General features: G+C 71.1%; 20 protein-coding genes. 10 read left to right on the forward strand and 10 right to left on the reverse strand.

The genetic code is table 11. The annotated features are described in order from the left end of the window. Positions 1–30: 30 nt before the first annotated feature. On the reverse strand, positions 31–2,157 hold the full coding sequence (locus KIK05_RS01720; RefSeq protein ID WP_214408698.1) for a hypothetical protein: 2,127 nt from the start codon (positions 2,155–2,157) through the stop codon (positions 31–33). 346 nt (positions 2,158–2,503) lie between these two features. Here KIK05_RS01720 and KIK05_RS01725 point away from each other — a divergent pair, with 346 nt between their 5' ends. From KIK05_RS01725 to KIK05_RS01740, 4 genes are all read left to right on the forward strand, one after another. Further along, the gene (locus KIK05_RS01725) at positions 2,504–4,048 is read left to right on the forward strand and encodes a hypothetical protein (RefSeq protein WP_214408699.1); all 1,545 of its coding nucleotides are present in this window, start codon (positions 2,504–2,506) and stop codon (positions 4,046–4,048) included. Positions 4,049–4,202: 154 nt separating this feature from the next. Beyond that, complete coding sequence (locus tag KIK05_RS01730; RefSeq protein ID WP_250562088.1) at positions 4,203–6,113, forward strand: LCP family protein; 1,911 nt, start codon at positions 4,203–4,205, stop codon at positions 6,111–6,113. Between the two features lie 680 nt (positions 6,114–6,793). Continuing rightward, positions 6,794–8,698, forward strand: a complete 1,905-nt coding sequence (locus tag KIK05_RS48665; RefSeq protein WP_214408700.1) for an acyltransferase family protein — start codon at positions 6,794–6,796, stop codon at positions 8,696–8,698. An 81-nt stretch (positions 8,699–8,779) separates the two neighbouring features. Continuing rightward, positions 8,780–9,895 carry a glycosyltransferase gene (locus KIK05_RS01740; protein ID WP_214408701.1) on the forward strand — a complete coding sequence of 372 codons (1,116 nt, stop codon included), beginning with the start codon at positions 8,780–8,782 and terminating at the stop codon, positions 9,893–9,895. Here the strand turns inward: KIK05_RS01740 and KIK05_RS01745 are convergent. Next, positions 9,885–11,132: an MFS transporter gene (locus KIK05_RS01745; RefSeq protein WP_214408702.1), complete on the reverse strand. Its 1,248-nt coding sequence runs from the start codon at positions 11,130–11,132 to the stop codon at positions 9,885–9,887. The two genes, KIK05_RS01740 and KIK05_RS01745, sit on opposite strands and share 11 nt — an antisense overlap. 88 nt (positions 11,133–11,220) lie before the next feature. Here KIK05_RS01745 and KIK05_RS01750 point away from each other — a divergent pair, with 88 nt between their 5' ends. The 5 genes from KIK05_RS01750 to KIK05_RS01770 all read left to right on the forward strand — a co-directional run bounded on the left by KIK05_RS01750 (position 11,221) and on the right by KIK05_RS01770 (position 15,234). Beyond that, complete coding sequence (locus KIK05_RS01750) at positions 11,221–11,796, forward strand: TetR/AcrR family transcriptional regulator (RefSeq protein WP_214408703.1); 576 nt, start codon at positions 11,221–11,223, stop codon at positions 11,794–11,796. 231 nt (positions 11,797–12,027) lie between these two features. After that, positions 12,028–12,768 (forward strand): acetoacetate decarboxylase family protein, encoded by a 741-nt coding sequence (locus KIK05_RS01755; RefSeq protein ID WP_214408704.1) that lies wholly within the window; start codon positions 12,028–12,030, stop codon positions 12,766–12,768. A gap of 357 nt (positions 12,769–13,125) precedes the next feature. Then, the gene (locus tag KIK05_RS01760) at positions 13,126–13,458 is read left to right on the forward strand and encodes a PadR family transcriptional regulator (RefSeq protein ID WP_214408705.1); all 333 of its coding nucleotides are present in this window, start codon (positions 13,126–13,128) and stop codon (positions 13,456–13,458) included. Positions 13,459–13,460: 2 nt separating this feature from the next. Continuing rightward, positions 13,461–13,850, forward strand: coding sequence for a DUF1048 domain-containing protein (locus KIK05_RS01765; RefSeq protein WP_214408706.1), 390 nt, complete (start codon positions 13,461–13,463; stop codon positions 13,848–13,850). A 148-nt stretch (positions 13,851–13,998) separates the two neighbouring features. Further along, complete coding sequence (locus KIK05_RS01770; RefSeq protein WP_214408930.1) at positions 13,999–15,234, forward strand: serine hydrolase domain-containing protein; 1,236 nt, start codon at positions 13,999–14,001, stop codon at positions 15,232–15,234. Between the two features lie 316 nt (positions 15,235–15,550). On the opposite strand, the gene KIK05_RS01775 is transcribed toward KIK05_RS01770, so the two are convergent. Both KIK05_RS01775 and KIK05_RS01780 read right to left on the reverse strand, forming a co-directional pair. After that, on the reverse strand, positions 15,551–16,207 hold the full coding sequence (locus tag KIK05_RS01775) for a response regulator transcription factor (protein WP_214408707.1): 657 nt from the start codon (positions 16,205–16,207) through the stop codon (positions 15,551–15,553). Next, positions 16,195–17,478, reverse strand: a complete 1,284-nt coding sequence (locus tag KIK05_RS01780) for a sensor histidine kinase (protein WP_214408708.1) — start codon at positions 17,476–17,478, stop codon at positions 16,195–16,197. The genes KIK05_RS01775 and KIK05_RS01780 overlap by 13 nt, the downstream gene beginning before the upstream one ends. Before the next feature lie 187 nt (positions 17,479–17,665). Here KIK05_RS01780 and KIK05_RS01785 point away from each other — a divergent pair, with 187 nt between their 5' ends. Beyond that, positions 17,666–18,160 carry a hypothetical protein gene (locus KIK05_RS01785; protein ID WP_214408709.1) on the forward strand — a complete coding sequence of 165 codons (495 nt, stop codon included), beginning with the start codon at positions 17,666–17,668 and terminating at the stop codon, positions 18,158–18,160. 328 nt (positions 18,161–18,488) lie between these two features. On the opposite strand, the gene KIK05_RS01790 is transcribed toward KIK05_RS01785, so the two are convergent. From KIK05_RS01790 to KIK05_RS01815, 6 genes are all read right to left on the reverse strand, one after another. After that, entirely contained in the window at positions 18,489–18,962 is a 474-nt protein-coding gene (locus tag KIK05_RS01790; protein WP_214408710.1) for a hypothetical protein, read from the reverse strand. Next, entirely contained in the window at positions 18,952–19,245 is a 294-nt protein-coding gene (locus tag KIK05_RS01795; protein WP_214408711.1) for a hypothetical protein, read from the reverse strand. The genes KIK05_RS01790 and KIK05_RS01795 overlap by 11 nt, the downstream gene beginning before the upstream one ends. A 370-nt stretch (positions 19,246–19,615) precedes the next feature. Then, complete coding sequence (locus KIK05_RS01800) at positions 19,616–20,512, reverse strand: glycosyltransferase family 2 protein (RefSeq protein WP_214408712.1); 897 nt, start codon at positions 20,510–20,512, stop codon at positions 19,616–19,618. Between the two features lie 192 nt (positions 20,513–20,704). Further along, positions 20,705–21,472 (reverse strand): CDP-alcohol phosphatidyltransferase family protein, encoded by a 768-nt coding sequence (locus KIK05_RS01805; protein ID WP_214408713.1) that lies wholly within the window; start codon positions 21,470–21,472, stop codon positions 20,705–20,707. Next, positions 21,450–22,490 (reverse strand): iron-containing alcohol dehydrogenase family protein, encoded by a 1,041-nt coding sequence (locus tag KIK05_RS01810; protein ID WP_214408931.1) that lies wholly within the window; start codon positions 22,488–22,490, stop codon positions 21,450–21,452. The genes KIK05_RS01805 and KIK05_RS01810 overlap by 23 nt, the downstream gene beginning before the upstream one ends. A 58-nt stretch (positions 22,491–22,548) precedes the next feature. Then, positions 22,549–23,283 carry a phosphocholine cytidylyltransferase family protein gene (locus KIK05_RS01815; protein WP_214408714.1) on the reverse strand — a complete coding sequence of 245 codons (735 nt, stop codon included), beginning with the start codon at positions 23,281–23,283 and terminating at the stop codon, positions 22,549–22,551. Between the last annotated feature and the right edge of the window lie 164 nt (positions 23,284–23,447).

The following is a 23,447-nucleotide window of genomic DNA, read 5'->3' on the forward strand; positions in this document are numbered from 1 at the left end:
GCGATCTTTCCGGCTCGGGGTCAACACCGGTCAGGGGATGGCCATCCAGACGTCGACGCTCAGCGACCACGTGCCGTTCGGCGCGTCGACCAGGGAGTGCTCGTCCTGGCGGGTGCGCAGCCTCATCACCTGGATGGGCGTGCCGTACGGCGTGAGCTGCTCCTGGAGGGCGGCCAGGAGCACCGGCCGCCGGCCGGTGGAACGGATCCGCTCGACCAGCCGGTTCACGTCGGCCGGCGCGGCGACGTCGGGAGGGGTGGACGGGGTTCGCGCCTGCGGGATGGGCAACTGGGCGGTCGGGACGCCGCACATGCCGCGCACCAGCTGGGTGAAGCGGGCGCCGGTCACCCGCTCGATGATCAGCACCGAGGCGTCGCGGGGCAGCGCGGCGCAGAGGTGCTCGACGGCGGCGGTCTCGCCGCGCTCGGTCGGGGTGAACGCCGTGCCGATCGAGACCACCGCCGCCGGGACGACCAGCAGGACGCCGCCCGCCGCGGCCACCGCGCGCCGGACGCGCACGCCGTACCCGGCCTGCCGCGCCCTCGCCCACACCCAGCGCAGCCCCCAGGTCGCCAGCAGCACCAGGCCCGGCACGATCACCGGCACCAGCCGGCGGGAGGCGAACGGATGGTCGGGTGTGATGCCGGGCCGGTACAGCGTGGTGACCGTCGTCCATCCGATGATCGCCAGCGGCAGCAGCCAGACGAACCCCGAGCCGCGCGCCATGCGCCGTACCAGCACGGCCGCCGCGAGCGTGGCCAGCACGACCGCCGGCACCCCGAGGTACCAGATCACCCAGTAGAGGGAGTACTCGGAGTAGAGCCGGGTCTCGTCGACCGGCAGCCCGTTCGCCTGCTGCGTCGCGTGGATGAACTGGGCGTTGGCCACGTCGTCGGGGGTCACGGCATGGCGCCGGACGGTCTGCACCCACGGGCGTACGGCGAAGGCGAGCATCACCAGAACGACCAGCCCCGCCGCCGCCTCGGGAAGGCGGCGGGCGATCGCGCCGAACCGTCGCCGCCCCGAGGCGGACCGGGCCGATCCGGCGACGATGAGCTTCGGGCCGAAGGCGGCGCCCAGCAGGGTCACGACGAGCACGACCCCGGAGATGATCAGCAGGGGCACCACGGAGCCGGACAGGTAGTTCAGGTACGGCCGGGACAGCGTGAACCCCGCCACCAGCCCGAGGCCCGCGCCCACGGCCAGGCCGGCGAGAAGCGGCGGTCCCATGCGCGCGTACGCCTCGCCCCGGTCGCGCCGGCCGCGCAGCGCGATCAGCAGGCCCGAGTACGCCAGGACGGGCAGCACGTCACGCAGCCCGTCGATGCGGACCAGGACGGCGAGGCCGAAGGCCAGCCCGGCCACCGCCGCCGCCCTGGGCCGGTTGCGGGCGTCGAACGCCAGCGCGAGGCCACCGAAGATCAGGATCAGGGACGGGATCTCGCTGAAGGCGGTCCGCGAGGTGTAGAGGATGGGCATCGCCACCGCGAAGGTCAGGGCCGCCAGGGGCGCCCATCGCGCCCCGACCAGCCGCGCCGCGACCCCGGCCACGGTGAGGACGGCGAACGCGCCGAGCACGGCCGGGACGAGCAGCAGCCCGGGGACGCCGGCGAGCCAGTGCCCGACGGCGTAGATCATCGGCGTCCCCGGCATGAACTGCGGGACGACCGCGCCGCCGTGGTTGTAGAGGCCCACACTGTCGAAGATCAGCGCCGGGTCGGCCCCGCCGAAGGCGGCCGTGCCGTACGGGATCGGGAGCGAACCGTGCCGGGCCAGCCAGATGGCGTACTGCGCGTAGGTGGCCGGGTCCCGGCGGATGATCAGCTGTTCGCTGTGGAAAACCGCGTTGAAGACCGCCGAGGCGACCGCGACCGCGGCGACCGCCGCGACCTGCCGGGCGCTCCCGTCGAGCGGCTCGTAGCGGGAGGCGGAGGCCGTGCCGCTCTGGCGGGTGAGGCGCACACCGTACAGGCACAGGACGACCGCGAGACCCCCTCCGACCAGCAGCATCGGCAGCGGCGTGAACCGGCCGAGCAGCAGCAGCGGCAGGCCCGCGACCAGCCAGCCGGCCAGCGCGAGGACAGGCAGGATCGTCATCGCGGCGAGCACCCGGCCCACCGGCGGCCGTCCTGCGGGGTCGAACCACGTTCCTTCCATAGGTGCCCGCGAGCTTAATATCCACAGGCCCGCCTCGAGCCGCAGGCGGGGCCCGGGAGAGCAGGTAGCGTGCGGAACGCCGTACGGCTCGCCCTGAGCCGGCACGGCTGACGACGAACGTGACGGAGCGGGGGATCGAGTGGCGAACGCGGGGCGTCCCCATGCGGGCCGGGCCGGCGACCTGCGGGCCTGGGCCGCGCGCGCGGCCGGCCGCCTGCGCGCGGCCGGCGGGCGTTCACCTCTGGGGAGGGACGATTCACGCGCCGCCGGGGGGCGCGGCCGGGAGCCGCTCTCCACCTCTGCGGGCAGGACTCCCGCAGGTCAGGCTCTCGGGCCCGGCGGCAGCGTGAGCGCTCTGAGCGCCAGAGCCCGGGCCCATCGCGCGTTCCTGGTGGTGCTCGGGCTGGGGGCGCTGCTGCGGGTGGCCGCCATGCTCGGGTACCGGCCGGCGCTGTGGTTCCCCGACTCCTACACCTATGTGGTGACCGCCATGCGGCCCCGCCCCGACCTCGTGCGGCCCGCGGGGTACTCCCTGTTCCTCCGGCTGCTGGAGCCGTTCCACAACTTCGGCCTGGTGGTCTTCGTCCAGCACCTGCTCGGGCTCGCCATCGGCGTGCTGGTGTACCTCGCCGCCCGGCGGTGGAGGTGCCCCACCTGGGCCGCCGTCGCGGCGTCGGCGCCGGTGCTGCTCGACGGCTACCAGATCGAGCTCGAGCACCTCCTGGTGTCCGACACGCTGTTCGCCTTCCTCGTCGCGGCGGCCCTGCTCACCGGCATGCGTCCCCTGACCTGGCGCACGGCCTGCGCGACCGGGCTGCTCCTGGCCTGCGCGACGGTGACGAGAACGGTCGGCCTGCCCCTGATCGGCATCGTCGCCGTGTCGCTGGTCGCCCGGCACGCCCTGGCGGCCCGCACGCGCCGATCCTCCGCGACCGGTACGGCGCCGGCACCCGTTCCCGGCACCCGGCCCCCCGTAGGCGGCGCCCACTCGCCCGGGATCCCCGCGACCGGAACCGGCCGGGCCGCCCGCCGGTTCGCCGCGGCGGCCGATCGGCTGGGGCTGCGGCTGGTGGGGGTGCTGCTGGTGGCCGCGCTGCTGCCCGTCGCCGGGTACGCCGCCTGGTTCGGCGCCACCAACCACCGGTTCGGCATCGTGGGCTCCAACGGGGTGTTCCTCTATTCGCGCACGATGGCCTTCGCCGACTGCGCGATCATGCGTCCGCCGCGCGACCTCGCCGTGCTGTGCGACAGCAGGACGCCGTCGCGCCGGCCACCCTCCCAGGAGTACATCTGGGCGCCCGACTCCCCGATCGTGGCGCTTCCCGGCATCACCTTCACCGAGGAGACCGACCGGCTGGGCCAGCGGTTCGCCGTCTTGGCGCTGCGCAGCCAGCCCCTCGACTACGCGGCCTCGGTGCTCTCCGAACTGGGCCGCACGTTCACCTGGGGGCGTCCCGTCTACCCCGACCAGGAGATCTACCAGTACTACGAGTTCCCCGCCACGCCGCCCCCACCCCCCGGCCGCTATCCGGCGACCGCCGGCGCGGAGTTCGCCCAGCGGTACGAACAGGGCCCCATCGGCACCCGCATCGTCGAGCCGTTCGCCGGGGTCACGCGCGCCTACCAGCACGCCGTCAGGCTCCCCGGCACCGTGCTGCTCGTCCTGCTGCTCCTGCCTCCCGCGGTCGCCCTCGTCCGCGCTCGCCGCGCCCGGGGCGGCCAGGCCGGCGCCGCGCGCCCCACCGGGGTGCCGTGGGGGCTGCCGTGGCTGGCCGCGGTGGCGTTGCTGGTGGTCCCCCCGGCGACGGCGGAGTTCGACTACCGATATGTCCTACCTGCGGTCCCACTGGCGTGCCTCGCCGCGGCCCTCGTAGCCTCACGAAGGCTGTGAACTTTGAGCAAAACGCCCGTTTACGATATTCAAGCAAATATCCTCGTCTCGGTAAGCTCTGGCACCGGTCAACCCAGGGAGAGCACGTGATCAAGAGCCGATTCATCCGATCATGCTGCTCCGAACAATCCCGGTGACCTAACCTCGTGACGAAATGAGCGAGCACCAATACGGCGGCTCGGTGAGGGACCACCGGGCCGAACCGCCTCCGTCCGGCCGCAGAGCGAGCCGTGGCCGCCCGCCCGAGCCCGTCGGCGGGCCGCCCCCCGGCGAAGGCGAGCGCCCGCGCGGACGCAGAGGGGTTCCCCAGGAACCACAGGGCCCGCCACCGGGCGGCCGGCGCCGCTCCCGCGGCCCCGAAGGCATGCCGCCGGCCGACCCCTACGGCCCCGCAGGCCCGTACGGTGAGCCGGGCGGTCCGTACGGAGGCCAAGGCCGGCCGTACGGCGGCCCGGGCGAGACCGGCGTGCGCCCCGAACCGACCGTCGAGTCGCGGCGTCCGCGCCGCCAAAGAGGCGGCGAGGCCACGCCGCCCCCGCCCGACGAGCCCGACCGCGGGCGCCGCCGCGGAGGGAACGCCGACGGCCGCCGCCTGGGGGTGCTCGGCTGGGTCAGCATCGCCATGACGTGCGTCCTGGTCGCGACGGCCCTGGGCGGCTACACGCTGTACCGCAGCCTGCTCGGCAACGTCCGCACCGAGGACGTCAGCGGCGACCTCAACGCCAACCGCCCGGTCAACGCCACCGGCGCGCTCAACGTCCTGCTCGTCGGCTCCGACTCCCGGGCGGGCGACAACAAGAAGTACGGCCAGCACATGGCCAACGAGGGCGAGCGCACCGACACGATCATCCTGCTCCACGTGTCGCCCAACCGCGACAAGGCGATGCTGATCAGCTTCCCGCGCGACTCGATGGTGCAGATCCCGTCCTGCAAGAACGCCAGGACCAAGGCCGCGATGCCCCCGCGCCTCGACATGATCAACTCGGCGTTCAACGAGGGCGGCATGGGCTGCACGATCAACACGATCGAGGCCAACACCAACATCCGCGTCGACCACTTCATCAAGGTCGACTTCACCGGCTTCAAGAACATCGTCGACGCGCTCGGCGGCATCCAGATCTGCGTACCGTCCGCGGTCGACGACAAGCAGGCCAAGCTCCATCTCACGGCGGGCAAGCAGATCGTGAAGGGCGAGACCGCGCTGGCGTACGTGCGGGCCCGTCACTCCATGGGCGACGGCAGCGACATCAGCCGTATCAAGCGCCAGCAGATCTTCCTCTCCCAGGTGGTGAAGAAGGCCACCAGCGGCGACACCCTGACCAACCCGATCAAGCTCACCGGCTTCGTCAAGGCCGCGGCGCAGTCGGTCGTGATGGACCCGCAGCTCGACGTCGACACGCTGATCCAGATCGCGCAGAGCGCCCGCAGCCTCACGGCCAAGGGGGTCAAGTTCATCACGGTCCCCTGGGAGCCGTACGCGGCGGACAAGAACCGCGTCCAGTGGAAGCAGCCGGACGCCGGAAAGATGTTCGACTCGCTGCGCAACGACATCGAGGTGACCGCCTCGCCCAAGCCCAGCGCGTCGTCCTCCGGCTCCCAGACCCCGGCCAAACCGGCGCTCAAGCCGAGCCAGGTGCGGGTGCAGGTGCTCAACGGCACCAACACCGGCGGCAAGGCCAAGGAGGTCGCCGAGGCGCTGGCGGCCCAGGGTTTCAAGGTGGAGCAGGTCGGCGACGCGCGGCGGCCCGACGGCACCGACCAGCCGCAGACCAAGATCCTTTACTCCAAGAAGGCCGCCGACGGCGCCGACTACGGCGCGGCGGTGGCGGGCAAGCTGCTGACCATCAAGGTGACCCCCGAGGCGGGCACGATCAAGGCCGGGCTCGTGCAGCCCTTCACCCCCTCGGTGGCGCCCACGACCCAGCCCGGCACCGCGACCCCGGCGCCCGGCTCACCGATCATCAAGCTGATCATCGGTGCCGACTTCAAGGGCATCAAGGTCCCGGTCACCATCCCCGACAGCGCCCGCGTCGTCGACTCCAAGACCGACGTCTGCAGCACCTGACGACGGCGGCGAGACCTCTCACCCGACGGCCCGGTTCCCGCGAGGGACCGGGCCGTCGGCCGTTCCCCTGCACAGCAGAGCGACCGGCCCGCGATCGCAACGGTTCGATCGGTCACCGCGCCGGTGGTGACGACGCCGCAGGAGGTGCTCAGCACCGACCCGGACTGGTCCCGGTCGTGGAGACCAGGCGCACGCCCCGGCCCGTACAGAAGTCGTCGAAGTGGGCCGGCCGAAACTCACAGGAGATTCATAGGAACAGCCGGAGCGCGAGCGCCCGGCGCTGTTCCCGCCCGCGGGCGGTTCGAGGAGAGGCCGCGCGACGTCGGCTGGGCAGGGAGAACAGCCAGGCGGGAGCCGGCGGCGGGGCCTTACGGAAAGGGAAGATTAACCTCGCTCGTAACTTACGCCTCCCTGGCGACAACTGTTGACCGGCGCGTTAGGGTGGTTGATCTGGCAGGCGCCCGCACCCTTCCGTCCGCCGCATTCCTCGAGGGCCCTTCCAGACTCAGAAGCCATCCCTCGTCTCCAACAGATAGCCGAGCGTTTCCCCCGTGAGTGACTCCCGATCCTCCTTTCAGGTTCCGGCCCCCCGCTCCAACGGCGCTTCCACCGGCGCCCAGCAGGACAAAAGCCACGGCACACGAGGAGAGGGGGCAGCGGATCCCGTCCTGGACCCGAACGTGAGCGAGGAAGAGGAAGACGCGCCGACGGCGCACTGGCCCGTCCCCGACTACACCACCCCTCCAGCGGCCCGGCACGCCGGTCCCGATCCGTACGCCCGCCACACCGATCAGCCTCGGCCCGCCGAGTCTTCCCCGCACGAAAGCTCCCACCAGCGCCCCGACCTGCCCCGCCGGGGCGAATCCCCGTCGCCCCGTCGCGGCGACTCCGCCCAGGCCTCCGAGCTCCCTCGCCGGGGCGAGTCCGGCCGCCGTTCCGACCTCCCCCGGCGCGACGCCGGACGGGCGGTGCCGCCCGACGACGACCCGGAGACCTTCACCTTCGACCGGCCCGCAGGCTGGGACGATGCGCCGTCCCACGCCGGGCAGGCCGCCCCCCCGGCGTACGGGATGCCCGAGCCCGCCCGCGAGCCGCGGCCGCCGCTGCCGCCGCTGCCCGCCTGGGCGGCGCCTCCGACCGCGCACGAGGCGCCGTCGCCGGCGGCCTCCAACGGGTTCTCCTACTGGGAACGCCGTGAGGCCCAGCAGACCCCGGGTCCGTCCGCGGCCGAGAGGGCCCCCCGCGGGGCCGAGGACCCCGTGACCGCCGCGCGCGAGCGGCCCCACTCGTACGCCGACGCCCCGCCCTCCACGACCTGGGCCGATCAGCCGGCGCCGCGCACCGCCACCCCCGGCTCCGCAGACGGGACTCGTACCGCCACCGCCGACTCCGCAGGCTGGACAGAACGGCCCGGCATCCCCGGTCAGGCGGCCTGGGGCGACCAGTCGCCGTCCATCCCCGCCGCGGCGTGGATGAGCCGGGCGCCGTCAGGTACGGCGACGCTGAACAGGGAGGCCGCCTGGGACGACCCCGCGCCCGAGACCGACGAGGAGCCCTCGCCCCCGCCGGTCAAGCGGGGGCGCGAGCCGTACCTCGACAACGTCAAGTTCCTGCTGATCGCCCTGGTCCCCGCCGGGCACGCGCTGGTGCCGACGCTCGCGGCGCACTCCGCCCGCGCGGCCTATCTGTTCATCTACGTGTTCCACATGCCGCTGTTCGTGATCATCAGTGGCTATCTGAGCCGGAACTTCTGGAACTCCAACGCCAAGACGAACAAGCTGGTCGACACCTTCCTGGTGCCGTACGTCATCGTGGAGATCGGCTATGCCGCACTCCGCTTCGCGCTCGGCCACAAGTGGAGTCTGACGATCATCGATCCGGCCTGGCTCAACTGGTACCTGCTGGCGCTGCTGCTCTGGCGTCTGTCCACACCGGTGTGGAAGCGCATGCGCTACCCACTGCCGATCGCGATCGCCGTCTATCTGCTCGCCGGCCTGTCCGACCTGCCGGGCGACTTCAGCATGGACCGCTTCTTCGGCCTCATGCCGTTCTTCGTGCTCGGTCTCTGGCTGCAGCCGCACCATTTCGAGATGCTCAACCGCACCTGGGTCAAGATCCTCGCGGTGTTCGTGCTCGCCGGTGCCGTCGCGGTGGCGATCCTCATCGCACCGCACGTGTCGCTCGACCCGATCTACTACAAGGACAGCTACGCCGAGCTCCATCTGTCGTGGTGGAAGGGCATGGCGATGCGCGCGGGCCTGCTGGTCGCGGCCCTGACGGTGTCGATGGCGATCCTGGCGCTCGTGCCGCGGCGGAAGACCTGGTTCTCCGATCTCGGCACCCGTACGCTCTACTGCTACCTGCTCCACGGCGTCCCGGTGCTCATCGCCAAGGAGATGGGCTGGCTGAGCTTCCCCTGGCTGTACGGGCCGCTCGGAGTGCTGGCGATCATGAGCGGCGCCTTCGCCCTGGCGATCCTCCTGTGTCTGGCGGAGACCCGCACGCTGTTCAAGTGGCTGCTGGAGCCGCGCCTGGTCTGGCTCTACCGCAGACCATCCGCGCAGGCCAGTGCGGGCACGAACTGAGGGGCGGATGTTCAGCGGCATTTCCTTCCTGATTCACGGTGCGCATCCAGGCAGGAAGGGAACGCCGCTCAGCATCGACGTATGAAGGTATGTGTCGGCACGATCGTCCACCACCCGGAGGACGCGCGGATCATGCACCGGCAGATCCGCGCGTTGCTCGACGCCGGGCACGAGGTGACCTACGTCGCGCCGTTCACCCACTGCAACGTCACTCCGCCCCAGGAAATCCATCCCATAGACGTGCCCCGCGCGGTGGGACTGCACCGCAGCCACGCCGTGAAGGCCGCGCGACGCGCCCTGCAGAAGGGCGTCCGGGACGCCGACCTGCTGCTGGTCCATGACATCGAGCTGCTGTTCGCCCTCCCCCGGCGGCGGCCGACGACCGTCTGGGACGTGCACGAGGACATCGTGGGGGCCCTGGACACCAAGACTTACCTCCCCGAGGCGGCCCGCCGGCTGCTCCCGGGCATGATCAGGCGGATCGAGTCGCGGGCGGAGCGCCGCCTGCACCTCATCCTGGCCGAGGCCGCCTACCGGGACCGGTTCGCCGGGGACCACCCGGTCGTCCCGAACACCACCTACGTCCCGGCGACGCCGCCGCCCCCGCCGGGCGACGACCGGGTGGTCTACGTCGGGCACCTGTCGGAGGCGCGCGGCGCGGTCGAGATGATCGAGCTGGCCCGCCGCCTGCGCCCGCACGGCATCCGGCTGGACCTCATCGGCGCGGCCGACGCCCCGGTGCGGCCGCTGCTGCGCGACGCTCAGCGGGAGGGGCTGCTCGACTGGTTCGGGTACGTGCCGAACAACCACGCGTTGCGCATGACCGAGGGCGCGCTGGCCGGGCTGTCGCTGCTGCACGACGTGCCGAACTACCGGCAGTCCCTGCCCACCAAGGTCATCGAGTACATGGCGCGCGGCATCCCGGTGGTGACCACCCCGCTGCCGATGGCCGCCTCGATCGTGGGCCACGCCGACTGCGGCCTGATCGTGCCGTACGGCGACGTGGACGCCGCCGCCCAGGCGGTGCTCCGGCTCCGGGACGACCCCGAGCGGCGTACGGTCATGGGCGGCCGCGGGTACGCCGAGGCCCGCGGCCACTACCACTGGCCCGACCACGCCCGCGAGTTCGTCGCCCGCCTGGAGGAATGGACGGCCCCGGCGCCCGCCCCGGCCGTCCCCCGCGTCGTCACCGCCTGACCGCGACCGTGGCGGGCGCGCGGCGCAGCAGGTGCCGGGCGAGGGCGATGACGGCGGCCACCGCGACGAGGGCGCACACTCCGAGCCAGGACAGGTGCGTGTACGTCCGCACGCCGATCCACGATCCGAAGCTGCCGCCGAGGAACGAGCAGGTCATGTACCCGGTGTTGAGCCTGCCGCGGGCCGCCGCGTCGATCGCGAAGATGCGGGCCTGGTTGGCGACCTGGCCGCCCTGGACCGCTGTGTCGATCAGCAGCATGCCGACCAGCAGGGCGACCATGCCGGCCACGCCGCCGAGAGAGCCGGCCGACAGCACGACCGCCGCGACCACCGCGCAAAGTATGCAGACGAGATTGACGAGATCGGCTCCCAGCCGGTCGACCCAGCGGCCCGCGATGGGCGTGCACAGCAGGCTCCCCGCGCCGGCGAAGGCGATCAGTCCCACCGCCTGCGCCCCCAGGCCGTACACCGGACCGGTGACGAGCAGCGCGAGGCTGGTCCAGGCGGCGTTGAAACCGGCGAACAGGGCCGCCTGGTAGAGGCAGCTTCGGCGCAACTCCGGCTCGGTCATGAGCAGGCGCAGCGGGGCGGCGAGCAGCGCGGGGTACGGCTCGCGCGAGGCGGGGGCGGTCGTCGGCAGTGTGAAGGCGAGTGCCACGCCGAGCAGGAGCACCAGCACCGTGGCCACCTGGTAGGGGGCGTGCCATCCCAGCCACTCGCCGACCGTGGCGCCGAAGGTGCGGGCCAGGAGGATGCCGGCGATCAGACCGCCCATCAGGGTGCCCACCACGGCACCACGCCGTTCGTCAGGCACCAGTCCGGCGGCCATGGGAACGATGACCTGCGGGACCACGGTCGTGGCACCCACCAGCGTGCTCGCGGCGATGAGAAGGGGCAGCGTGGGAGCGGCGCTCACGGCGAGCAGGCCCAGTCCTGTGAGCGTCAGCAGCGTGAGGATCAGCCTCTTGTGCGGGACGCGGTCGCCCAGCGGCACCAGCAGGAACAGCCCGGCCGCGTAACCGAGTTGCGTCGCGGTGACCGCCAGGGCGGCGGAGTCGGGCGCGACGTGCAGGTCGGCGGCGATGAGAGGGCTGATCGCCTGGGGGAAGTAGATGTTGGCGGCGGTGATGCCGCAGGCCACGGCCAGGACCAGGATCTGCGTACGGCTCAGGCGGGGCGGAGGCTCGCCCTGCGGCGCGGAAATGTCGCGCTCCTCGGTCTCGCGGCGGGACACCATGGATCTCCTTCCGAACGAACTAATTGGTTCGGAAGGTATCGAGGGCCGGTGGACAACGTCAAACGAAATAGTTCGTTACGCTGGCGGCATGCCGTACGACTCTCAGGCGACCAAGGAGCGCATCCTCGCGGCGGCCACGGCCGAGTTCGCCGAGCATGGTTTCGCGGGCGCCCGGGTCGACCGGATCGCCGCCACCGCCCAGGCGAACAAGCGCGCCATCTACGACTACTTCGGTGACAAGAACGACCTGTTCGCGGCGGTGCTGGAGCACCAGATGGTCCGGTGCGCCGAAGAGGTGCCGGTCGACGGCACGGACCTCGGCGCCTTCGCCGAGCGCCTCATCGACTACCACGCCGCGCATCCCGAGGCCCTGCGCCTGCTCCTGTGGGAGGCCCTGGAGTTCGGCGGCCGCCAGGTGCCGGCCGAGGCCGTACGAACGGGCAAGTACCAGGCGCGGGTCGACGCCATCGCCTCGGCGAACTCCTCGGGCGCCGATCCCCGGGCCGTGCTGTTCTTCACGATGGGGCTGGTCCACTGGGGCTCCGCCGTACCCCAGCTGCGCCGCATGATCCTCGGGGACGACTACTCCCCCGCCCGCCTCCGCGACACGGTCGCCGCCGCCGTCCGCAGCCTCACCGCGCCCTCCGAGCGGTCCCCGCTCTGAGGCCTCCGGGCCGGCCCGTGACCGGCGCGGAACGTCTGCCCGAGCCGGCCGCGACGCACGTACGGCCCGCCACCGGCGCGGCCGGCCGCCCCGAGCCGGACGGGGCGCCGCGTCGGCGGTGGACGGTGTCCGGCCGCGGCGCCGTACGGTCCGCCCGTTCACCGGTTCGTCCCGCTGTCGTCGTTCTCGTACGGCTGGCGCCGGACAGTCCAGGTTGATGTACTTGGGACCATGGCTAGCCATCTCATCCAGGGGCGACGGGTCGACATGCCCGTGGAGATCAGAGACGCCACGGCCTGCACCGCGATGTACCTCGTGAGAGCCGACGCCGCCAGAGCCGTGCTCGCCTATTCCGACATCGACGTCACCGAGGTACTGCCCGGCAAGGCGCTGTGCGTCCTGGGGTTCGTCCGCTACAACGAGGGCGATCTCGGCTCCTACAACGAGTTCGGCGTCGGCTTCATGGTCCGGCCGCCGGACGCCGCCCGCCCACCCGCGCGGAGCATGCTGGCCGGCCTCAAGGACATCCGGTTGCACGGCGCGGGCGCCTTCGTCCACTGGCTCCCCGTCGACCAGGGCTTCACCCTGGAGGCCGGCCGTACGATCTGGGGCTTTCCGAAGGAACTGGCCGAGATAGACCTGCGGCTCTCCTCGCCGTACAAGCGGTGCGTCCTACGCAAGGACGGACGCCTGGTGATCGACCTGCTCATCCGCCCGGGCATGCCCGTGCCCGCCGCCCCGGCCCCGATGGAGGCCTACACCCACCTCGACCACGGAACCCGGCGCGTCCCGTGGACGATCCGCCCCCACGGCGTCCGAGCCCGCCCCGGCGGAGCGCTCATCAGACTGGGCAACCACCCCATCGCCAAGGAACTCAGCGAACTGGGCCTCCCCAAACGCGCCCTCCTGACAGCAACGATCAGCCACGCCCGGATGACTTTCCAGGCCGCCAGGCCCTTCACGTCCCCCTGAGCACGAGCCACCGCCGCCGGCCCGGGAAGGCACAGCGGAGCGCCGCCAAACCCGCAGGCGAGGAACGTCACCGACGAGTTCCCGTACCTGATGAAGGCGAACCCGGCCATTCCGTCGCCACGGCCGGGAGCACTTCGGCCGGTCACGCCTGTGAGGACCTCACATAATCAGCATTGTGTGTCCCCGAGCAGTAGCCGGCGGTCAGGGCCAGCGCCAGTCGAGGGTGATGGTGCGGCGCACTCCGGCCTCGAGCATGCGTGGACGACACCCACTATTCCGTATTGCTAAGTACCGGTAGTCAGTGTTACGTTATACCAGTACTCAATAGTGCTGACTAGTGCAGGGAGCAGGTGTTCCATGGTCAAGCTGCTGACGGAGATGCTCAAGGGCACTCTGGAGGGCATCATCCTCGCGTCCCTGTCCGGCCGGCCCGCCTACGGCTACGAGATCACGGCACGGCTGCGGGAGCAGGGCTTCTCCGACATCGCCGAAGGAACCATCTACGCGCTGCTCCTCAGGATGGAAAAGCGCGGTCTCGTCGACGTGGAGAAGGTCCCCTCAGAGAAGGGGCCGCCACGCAAGGTGCACTCCCTCAACGCTCAGGGACGGGAGTACCTCGAAGAGTTCTGGAGGACGTGGAGCTTCCTCACGGAACGACTGGAACAGCTCCGTGAAGGGGAAGGCGAGTAACCATGTCCGATGTCGAAAAGAGCGGCTTCATCTCGAAGGTGATCGGGCCCAAGAAGCGCTGGAGGGCGTACAAGGCGCGCGTCAAGGAGCTTCCCGACAGCTACCGCACGGCGGCCGAAGCGATCGAGCGGTACCTGATGCACTTCGTACCGACCGACCAAGACAGCAATGCATCGATGTTCGAAGACCTCGCCGACCTGTTCGAGCAGGCCACGGTGAACGGAACTCCGATCCGCCAGATCGTCGGGGAGGACCCGGTGGAGTTCGTCGAGGCGTTCGCCCGGAACTACACCGAGGGTGGCTACGTCCCCGCCCGCGCTCGCAAGCAGCTGACCAACGACATCGAGCGCGCCGCCGGTAACGAGACCAGAACAGAAGACAACACGGTCTGATCGCGCCTCAGCACATCGCCCAGCGGTCGAGCATCACTTTCATCACCTGTCCGCACCATGCGGGCGCGGAGCCATGCCCGGCCGGCCGCCTAGCGCCGTATGCCTACCGCACCGTCGAGACCGACCACTGCATGCAAGGAGATTCATGATGGGAAACGGCAACACCGGCTTGTCCCAAGCAGGGCTGCGCCGACTGCGCGAGGTACTGCAAGCGCATGTCGAGTCCAAGAAGATCCCCGGACTCGTCGCCCTGGTCGGCCGGGGCGAGGAGACCCATGTCGAAGCGATCGGGACGATGCGCCATGACGGTGGCGCGCAGATGCGCCGGGACACGATCTTCCGGATGGCCTCCACGACCAAGCCGGTCGCGGTCGCCGCGACGATGGTCCTGTTGGACGAGTGCCGGCTGCGACTTGATGACCCGATAGATCAGTGGCTGCCGGAACTGGCCGACCGGCGGGTGCTCAAGCGGCCCGACAGCCCGCTGGACGACACCGTGCCGGCGCGGCGGCCGATCACCGTGCGGGACCTGCTCACCTCCACCTGCGGGCTCGGGCTGGACATGACGGCGATGGGCTCCCCGATGATGAGCACGTACTTCGAGCAGCGGGTCTACGGCGAGAACGGGTGGTTGCTGCCGGCGGTGGGGCCGGATGAGTGGATGCGCCGTCTGGGCACGCTTCCGCTGATGTACCAGCCCGGAGAGCGGTGGCTGTACAACGTCAGCGACGACGTGCTGGGGGTACTGGTGGCCAGGGTCACCGGCCAGTCGTTCGAGGCGTTCCTGCGCGAGCGCATCTTCGATCCGCTGGGGATGAAGGACACCGGTTTCCACGTGCCGGCCGACAAGATCGACCGGCTGCCGCCTCTGTACGCCCCCGACCCGCAGACCGGAGAGTTCCTCGTGGCAGACGAGACCGAAGGAGGACATCACAGCCGGCCTCCGGCGTTCCAGTCCGGCGGCGGCGGGCTCGACTCGACCGTCGATGACTACCACGCCTACTTCCGGATGCTGCTCAACCACGGGAAGCACGGCACCGAGCGAATCCTGTCCCGGCCCGCCGTCGAGCTGATGACCACGAACCGCCTCACGCCCGAGCAGACAGCCGCCCTGCAGTCCTGGGCGCGCAGCGTCGTCCATCTGTCACACGGCCAGGGACAGACCGGCGGCTGGGGCTTCGGGATGACGGTGCGCACCTACCGAGGCGACTACGCGCCCATCGGCCAGTTCGGCTGGGACGGCGGAGCCGGGACCACGACCTACGCCGACCCGGACAACCAACTCGTCGGCATCCTGCTCACCCAGACCGGAATGTCCACCCCGGACTCCGCGCGGGCCATGCAGGACTTCTGGACCACCCTCTACCAGGCGATCGACGACTGACCGGCCTGGCCGAGTTCGGGCCAGCAGAAGACCTCGGCCCGGCCCCGTCCTTCGACACCTCCACAACGCCTACACAAAACCGCAGGTCAGCCATGTCACGGCGTGGTGCCATTGCAAGGCTTCATGGCTCACTTTGATGTCTTCGCAGCTCATAGAGTGCGCCACTACCTCTCAGTTGTGGCACCAGTTGATGCCGCACGGCACCACGAGGCACCATGCGAATCCCCGCAGCGCGCCGGAGAAACGAGAAAACCGCAGGTGGGGGATCCACCTGCGGTTCTGGCCCCCGCGCCGCGGGGGCCGGGCGCCTCACGCTTCACACGGTCGGCGACGCGCTCTCCAGGAATCGCAGCACGGCCAGGACCCGCCGGTGATCGCCCTCCGAGGCGGGCAGGTCGAGCTTGGTGAAGATGCTGTTGATGTGCTTGGCCACGGCGCTCTCGCTGACCACGAGCTTCTCCGCGATCCCGGCGTTGGACCGCCCCTCGGCCATCAGCCCGAGCACCTCCCGCTCCCGCCCGGTGAGCCGGTCGAGCGGGGTGTTCTGCCGCCGCACCAGCAGCTGCGCCACCACCTCGGGGTCCAGCGCGGTGCCGCCCGCGGCCACCCGGCGCAGCGACTCCAGGAAGACGTCCACGTCCGCGACCCGGTCCTTGAGCAGGTAGCCGACGCCGGTGGTGCTCGTGGAGAGCAGGTCGGCGGCGTAGCGCTCCTCGACGTACTGGGACAGCACCATGATCGCCACCTCGGGCCACTGCCGCCGCACCACCAGGGCGGCGCGGATCCCCTCGTCGGTGAAGGTCGGCGGCATCCGCACGTCCGCGATCACCAGTTCCGGGCGGTGCCGCTCCACCGCGGCCAGCAGCCCGGCGGCGTCGTCCACCGCGGCGGCCACCTCGAAGCCGGTCGTCTCCAGCAGCTTGGTCAGCCCGGCGCGCAGCAGCACCGAGTCCTCGGCGATCACAGTTCGCACGGAAGCTCCACCATTATCGTGGTCGGCCCGCCGACCGGGCTGACTATCTCGAACCTGCCGTCCACCGAGGCCGCGCGCTGCGCCAGGCCGGTCAGCCCCGAACCGCGGGCGGCGTCGGCGCCGCCGATCCCGTCGTCCACGACGGACAGCCGCAGCAGGGCGCCGTCCAGCCACACGTCCACCCGGGCCGCGGACGCCTGGGCGTGCTTGGCCACGTTGACCAGCGCCTCCGAGACCATGAAGTACGCCACCGCCTCGACCGTCGGCGGGACCCGCCGGGGCACGTCCACCGCCAACCGCACCGGGACCGGGGAGCGGGCCGCGATGCCGGAGAGCGCCGCGTCCAGGCCGCGGTCCTCGAGGACCACCGGGTGCAGGCCGCGGACGAGGTTGCGCAGCTCGCCCAGGGCCTCCTTGGCCTCCTCGTGCGCCTCGGCCAGTGCGGTCCGGGCGTCCTCGGGCAGGTCCTTCAGGGTCGCCCGGGCCAGGCCCAGGTTCATCGCCAGGGACACCAGCCGCTGCTGGGCGCCGTCGTGCAGGTCGCGCTCGATCCGGCGGCGCTCGGCGTCGGCGGCGTCCACCACCGCGGCCCGGCTCTCGGCCAGGTCGGTCACCCGGCGGGCCAGCCGCTCCGCCCGGCTGGGGCCGAGCAGGTCGGTGGCGAACTTCAGATCCCAGCGCACCGAGGCCATGACCAGCCAGGGCGTGAGGTAGACCACTACCAGGCACACGAGCGCCCACCAAAGCGCCTGGGACGTCGCCATGGACAGCACCTTCCAGTTCGGGCCGAAGGCGATCGCCGCGCTCAGCCAGCCGAGCCAGATGAGCCCGGCGACCCACATGGTGCCCGCGATCACGCCGACCAGGTTGGCCGCCGGTCCCGCGATCAGGTGGTAGCAGGCCTGCCGCCAGGTGCGCGGGTCGCGCAGCCACGCGCGCATCCGCGGGAGGAACGGCCCGTCCGCGGACGCCGCGTCCCGGACCGTGTGCGGGGCCCGGGGGATCTGGGCGCCCCGGATCTTGTAGTACGCGGACCGGCGCAGCGTCGTGAGCTGCGGGCCCAGCAGCACCACCGCCAGCAGCGGGAGGAAGGCGCAGGCGAGGATCGACGGCAGGTAGATGGGGGCGAAGAACGCCCACGGCAGCCCGATCAGCCCCAGCGGCAGCAGGCTCAGCGCCGAGGAGAGGATCACGAACCACAGGTCGCGCCACGCCCGCCCGCGCCAGGGCGCCAGCAGGAAGCGGCCGACCGGCGCCAGGACGGTGTTCATGGCCCCCAAGGTATTCGACCACGTGACCGGCGCTCCATGGTGCTGGCGCCCGCTTCGGCCTGTACCTGGCACCACCCCCGGAACGGAAAGCCACACTACTGATTCGCCCGGGCCGCGGCGGCCAGAGTGGTGATCGTGCCCGGCGCACCACCAGACGCCGACGCCGGGCGGAGAGGGGACGACCGCCATGCTCGCCGTCACGGACCGCCTCGACCGCGTCCTCGGCCGGATCGGGTCCGAGCCCGGGCTCCGGCCGGGGCGCGGGCGTCCGGACGCCCGCGCCGACCGCCCCGGCGGACGCCGGCCGAGCGCGCTCGGCGCCGCCTTCGTGCTGGCCGGGCTCGCGATGATCCCGTGGGTGTTCTACCTCTCGGTCACCCTGCCGGCCAGCGCGCGGGACGCGCACTGGTCGCTCGCCTGGGTCGGCCTGGACAGCTGCGAGGCGCTGGCGCTGTTCGCCACCGGCCGGTTCCTGCTGCGGCGGGACAACCGATGCGTGCTGACCGCGGCCGGCAGCGCGGTGCTGCTGCTCGTGGACGCCTGGTTCGACGTCACCTCGGCGGCGCCCGGCCCGGACCTGGCCACTGCGATCGTCATGGCGGTCTTCGCCGAGATCCCGATCGCGCTGGTCTGCGCCGTGCTCGCCGCACGCGTCCTGCGCACCCCGTTCCCGCGCGGCTGACCGGCCGCCGCGTATCCGTTCCTCCGACGAACACCCGCCCCTACCGCAAACACCTCACCGCCGCGCGATGCGACGGCGTGATTCCGAGACGATGGACCTGCGAACGCGCGAGGACTACTACGGCCAGCACCCCCGCCGACCCGGCCGCTGACGATAACCACCGGCCAGTAGCCACTCACTGACAACGATTCCGCACGCAACAGTGAGCCGATGCGCACCGGGTCAGCCTAGTGACGGCCATCCCGGACCGGCCTGGTGTATCACCCCGAGTGGGACGATGCTTGAGGACTGACCGTGGCTTTCGGGGACCAACCGCGGGGCCTGTTTCTCAGGGTTTCACGTGCACCTCGATTCGGGCGGTTCCGGTTTTTCCTTTCGCCGTGACCTGCCAGCAGCCCTTGCCGGGAAATTCGATTCTCATGGGGAGGGGGCCGGGAATCCCTTCGCTGGTGGGGGCCAACTGGGCCCGGCCCGTTCCTTCGGTGCCCTTCACGCCGACGACGGCCAATTGCGGCATATCCCGGCCGCCTATCCACATGGGAAACTTGCCGGCCGCGCCGCCGCCCTCGCTGGTGACCAGGTCGCTCCAGTGGCCGGCCTCCGGCGCGACGAACCACACGTCCCCCTGCCCGACACCGTGGCCGAGTTCCTGGTCGCGCATGGCCTGCGGGACCTCGGTGGAAGACTCGACGGCGTCGTCACACGGCTGGGCCGCGGGTTTCGCCGCGCATCCGGAAACCGTCGTGAAGGCCACCATGGACAGCACCATGAGAAACGGCCGCCAATTGGCGTCAGATCGCATAGAGATAGGCTATCAATGCGGTCGGCAGAGCGACGAGTAACGCCAATCCCGCCGATTGCACGGACCGCAGCGGCGGGGATCCGGAAAATCGGTCGGTGCCCCCTAATGGCCCGAACAACACCGCCAGCACCAGAGGGATACCGAAGAAGGCTCCGTAAACCAGTCCGCTCCACTGGGGCGCGACGTCGACGAGGGCACTGAGGAACAGCACCCACGAGGTGCAGGAGACCCGGAAGGTCGTCCAGATCAGACCGATGTCCGGTCCCCACAGCAACGGAGTCACCCACCACGGGCGGCCGTCATCATGGGCGAGAGACTTCGGCGGTCTGCCTCTTCAGCCCTATGGAGTACGTGCCCTTCCATACCGCGCGGACGTCGACCAGCACCGCGGCGGCGGCCGCCACGGCACACGCTCCGACCGCCGCGCTACCGGCGGCGGCCAATCTCGACCAGCGGGACGATCGTCGCGATCACCTTCGCGTGGGGCACCCGGAGGGCGTCCAGCGTCGACCGGAACGGCCGTGGAGCCGCGAGTTTCTGTGCTGCCGCCTACAGGAGCCCCGAACCGGACGACGACCACCAGAGCGGCTACCACGTCAGGCCGCTCGGGTGGTGAGCACAAAAGCCCGTTGACCGGTCGGCAGGAGAAGGCGTCAGACGATGGGCGGGCGGCCGAGGCGGAGCATCCGCCAGGCCGTACGCCAGGCCATCGGCCGGCGCTCGCCGGCGGGCTCGCGCAACCCCTCCTTGAACCCCTGGAACCACGATCGCAGCGCCAGCGAGGAGCGCTCGCGCACGAGGGTCAGCACGATCCAGTCGAGGAGGTAGAACGCCGCCAGCGGCCAGGGAAGGTTGCGGCGGGCCAGCCACACGCGATTGCGGGCGTTCAGCCGGTAGAAGTCGGCGTGGCGCGTCGGCGGCACCTGCGGGTGGTACATGACGGCATCGGCGTCGTACTCGATGCGGTAGCCCTCGCCGAGGAGGCGCCAGGCCAGGTCGGTCTCCTCGTGGGCGTAGAAGAACCGGCCGGGCAGACCGCCCACCTGCAGGAACGCCGAACGCCTGATGGCGCACGCACCGCCGAGGAAGGTGGTGACCGGTGAGGAGCGCTGAGGGTCACCCGCGCGCAGGCGGGGCACGTGGCGGCGCTGGCCCGCTCCCCCGTCGGGGTCCATCACGCGGAAGGACAGCACCGCGAGATCGGGCTCGGCGGCGAAGCGCTCGCGGACGTGCGCGGCCACCTTGTCCGAGGCGTACCACCCGTCGTCGTCGAGGAACAGCACGACGTCGCCCGTGCACTCACGCACGCCGACGTTGCGGCCCTCGGGGATGCCGACGTTGTGCGGGACGCGCACGGTGCGGACGGTGGCGGAGCCGTTCTGGACGTCGGCGAGCGGGGGCACGTCGGCGCCGTTACCGACGACGATCACCTCGACGTCGCCGTCGGTCTGCATGACCGCCGACTCGATGGCCCGGTCGAGCTCTGCGACCCTGTTGCCCATAGTGAGGATGACGCACGAGATCTTCAACGCGTCATCGCCCCGACGCATGGAGAACGCACGAAGTCATGATCACCGAGTCTGTCTGGGCGGGCAATGCCGGCTGTCTCTGGGTACTGCGAAATAAGCGTATCGGAACCGGCAGCGAATCCCGGCCAAACATTGGCTGTAGGACCGGACCGGACTCTTGACACAGAGATACGACGCGGTGCGGACCGCGCCGGTTCCGATACTCCTTCATGACTACGCGAGCCGCTTCGACGCGAGGATGCTCACCAGGTGGAGGACCGTCTGCAGCCCCGCGAAGACGGCGCACGCCACGGTGAGCACCTGGGTGGCGGTCACCCCGCCCGCCACGGCGTCCCACAGCGCGGCGACGACGGCGATGAGGGACAGCTCGACGGCCTGGATGACCCGGTGGAAGCGCAGCGCCGCCGCGACCCTCCGGGCCGCGCGCAGCCCGCTCGACTGGAACTGCTCGGCCGCCGCCTCCGTGGTCGCCGTCAGACCCGAGCGTGCCCGGGCGACGTCGACCAGGTCGGTCTCCGACTTGATCAGGATGGCCCCGAGCGCGGCCGCGAAGCCGAGCACGGTGAACCAGTCGGGCAGGGTGACCGACGCCCGGAAACCCAGGCCGATCAGCAGGGCCGCCTCGGCGAAGTAGTGGCCGACGCGGTCGAGGTACACCCCGGTGATCGAGGTGCGGTGGGTCCACCGCGCCAGCTCACCGTCGGAGCAGTCGAGCAGCAGGTAGACCTGGATCAGCAGGGCCGCCGCGACGGCCGCCGCCAGGCCGGGCAGCGCGAGCACCGCCCCGGCCAGCAGGCCTGCCAGGATCATCAGGCCGGTGACCTGGTTGGGAGTGATCGGCGTGCGGGCCAGCGCCCAGGTCACGTAGATCGACAACTTGCGCATGTAGAGCGCCCCGGCCCAGTGCTCGCCGGAGTTGCGCTCCATGGTCGTCTGCGGTTGGGCGACCGCCCGCAGCTCAATGACCGACGGCCCGGACATATTCCTCCACCCGGTCGCGCACCTCGGCCTCGGACAGGCGCAGGTGCTCCAGAATCGTGTATCGCCCGGGGCGGGTCGACGGCGCCAGCATCACCGCGGCGGTGAACTGCTCGGCCGTCAGCCCGACGTCGCCGGGGGTGACCGGCAGGTCGTGGCGGCGCAGGCAGTCGGTCACCAGCCCGAGACGGCGCTCGTCTTCCCTCAGGAAGAAACAGAAGGCGGCACCGACGCCGGCGAGCTCGCCGTGGTTGGAGGTGCCGGGGTACAGCTGATCCACGGCATGCAGGATCTCATGATCTCCGCCGCTGCCGGGACGCGAGGATCCCGCGATCACCATCGACATGCCGGAAAGGATCAGTGACTCGGCGAGCACGGTGAGGAAGGCGTCGGACTCGATGGAGTCGGTGCGCCCGAGCACGGCCTCGGCGGCGGTGCGCGCCATCGACACCGCCAGGCCGTCGATGGGCTCGCCGCGCTCGACGTTGCCGAGCTGCCAGTCTTCGATGGCCGACAGGTTGCTGACCACGTCGCCCGCCCCGGCGCGTACGAGCCCGGGCGGCGCGCCGTGCACGAAGTCGAGGTCGACGAGGATCGCCAGCGGCATGGGCACCCCGAAGGACCCCTTGCCGCCCTCGTGCTCCAGCGAGGAGACCGGCGAGCAGATGCCGTCGTGGGAGAGGTTGGTGGCCACGGCGACCATGGGGATACCGGCGAGCGAGGCGGCGTACTTGGTGACGTCGATCGTCTTGCCGCCGCCGATGCCGATCACGGCCTCGTAGGCGCCCTTGCGCAGGTCGGCGCCGAGTGACACGGCGGCGTCGACCGAGCCGTCGGGCACCCGGAAGACCTCGGCCTCGCCCAGCGTGGAGGCGATGAGCCCGGAGATGTGGTCGCCCTGCCCGGCGCCGACGGCCACCGCGACCCGGCCGCTGGTGGCGACGCGGCTGTCGGCCAGCAGCGCGCCGAGCTCCCGCACCGCGCCCCGGCGCACCTCGACGGTGAGCGGGGCCGTCAGCATGCGTGCTAGAAGCGGCATGGGGCCTCCAGGGCGGGCGCCGCCGCGGCGGCGGACGCGGCTAGTACGTGCACGCGATCTCCCGCGCCCTCGCCAGGTCGTCGTGGTTGTCGACCTCGACCCAGTCGACCTTGCCGATCGGCGCGACGGCGATCTTCTCACCGCGGGCCACCATCTCGCCGTAGCCGTCCTCGTAGTAGAGCTGCGGGTCGCGCTCGAAGGTGGCCTTCAGCGCGTCGGCGAGGCGCTCGGCGGCGCCGGGGCGGATCAGGGTGGCGCCGATGTACTCGCCGAAGGCCTCCGACGGGTCCATGAGCTTGGTGATGCGGCGCAGGTGGCCCGCCTCGTCGAGGGTGACCTTCATCTCCTCGTCGGCGAGGGTCTTGACGTCGTCGACGGCGAGGAGGATGTCGCTGGTCACCGGCGCGTCGAGCAGGGTGCGCTCGACCGAGACCGGGTGGACGGTGTCGCCGTTGACCAGTAGCGCGCCCTCGGCGAAGTGATCGCGCGCGCACCACAGGGAGTAGGCGTTGTTCCACTCCTCGGCCTTGTCGTTGTGCACGAGGGTGAGCTTCACGCCGTGCCGCCGCTCGAGGTCCGCCTTACGGTCGTGGACGGCCTGCGCGGCGTACCCGACGACGACCACGACGTCGCGCAGGTCGACGGCTGCGAGGTTACGCAGCGCGATGTCGAGGATCGTGGTCTCCCCGTCGACCGGCACGAGCGCCTTGGGCAGCGTGTCGGTGTACGGCCGCAGGCGTCGTCCGGCCCCGGCGGCCAGCACCATTCCCAGCAACGTGCACTCCTGAAGTCAAACGCGAATCTGGTAGGCCAAAGGTTAGTTGCCTGCGAGTGGTGTTGGTGTAATCCGAGGTTCACCTATTCCATTACAAAACCAAACGTTGGCCGTGTTCGCTTGATCCTGCTGCTCCGCTCCGCTCCGCGGCGAGGAGCGCCTCT

The organism is Sphaerisporangium fuscum (assembly GCF_018531465.1).
GTDB lineage: Bacteria > Actinomycetota > Actinomycetes > Streptosporangiales > Streptosporangiaceae > Sphaerisporangium > Sphaerisporangium fuscum.

Bases quoted from the DNA above. Each gene is read 5' to 3' on its own strand.
- KIK05_RS01755 (WP_214408704.1), top strand. From the start codon at position 12,028: ATGGCTAGCCATCTCATCCAGGGGCGACGGGTCGACATGCCCGTGGAG.
- KIK05_RS01750 (WP_214408703.1), top strand. From the start codon at position 11,221: ATGCCGTACGACTCTCAGGCGACCAAGGAGCGCATCCTCGCGGCGGCC.
- KIK05_RS01730 (WP_250562088.1), top strand. From the start codon at position 4,203: ATGAGCGAGCACCAATACGGCGGCTCGGTGAGGGACCACCGGGCCGAA.
- KIK05_RS01810 (WP_214408931.1), bottom strand. From the start codon at position 22,490: ATGCTGACGGCCCCGCTCACCGTCGAGGTGCGCCGGGGCGCGGTGCGG.
- KIK05_RS01800 (WP_214408712.1), bottom strand. From the start codon at position 20,512: ATGCGTCGGGGCGATGACGCGTTGAAGATCTCGTGCGTCATCCTCACT.
- KIK05_RS01785 (WP_214408709.1), top strand. From the start codon at position 17,666: ATGCTCGCCGTCACGGACCGCCTCGACCGCGTCCTCGGCCGGATCGGG.
- KIK05_RS01790 (WP_214408710.1), bottom strand. From the start codon at position 18,962: ATGCGATCTGACGCCAATTGGCGGCCGTTTCTCATGGTGCTGTCCATG.
- KIK05_RS01805 (WP_214408713.1), bottom strand. From the start codon at position 21,472: ATGTCCGGGCCGTCGGTCATTGAGCTGCGGGCGGTCGCCCAACCGCAG.
- KIK05_RS01745 (WP_214408702.1), bottom strand. From the start codon at position 11,132: ATGGTGTCCCGCCGCGAGACCGAGGAGCGCGACATTTCCGCGCCGCAG.
- KIK05_RS01770 (WP_214408930.1), top strand. From the start codon at position 13,999: ATGGGAAACGGCAACACCGGCTTGTCCCAAGCAGGGCTGCGCCGACTG.
- KIK05_RS01780 (WP_214408708.1), bottom strand. From the start codon at position 17,478: ATGAACACCGTCCTGGCGCCGGTCGGCCGCTTCCTGCTGGCGCCCTGG.
- KIK05_RS01765 (WP_214408706.1), top strand. From the start codon at position 13,461: ATGTCCGATGTCGAAAAGAGCGGCTTCATCTCGAAGGTGATCGGGCCC.
- KIK05_RS01720 (WP_214408698.1), bottom strand. From the start codon at position 2,157: ATGGAAGGAACGTGGTTCGACCCCGCAGGACGGCCGCCGGTGGGCCGG.
- KIK05_RS01740 (WP_214408701.1), top strand. From the start codon at position 8,780: ATGAAGGTATGTGTCGGCACGATCGTCCACCACCCGGAGGACGCGCGG.
- KIK05_RS01760 (WP_214408705.1), top strand. From the start codon at position 13,126: ATGGTCAAGCTGCTGACGGAGATGCTCAAGGGCACTCTGGAGGGCATC.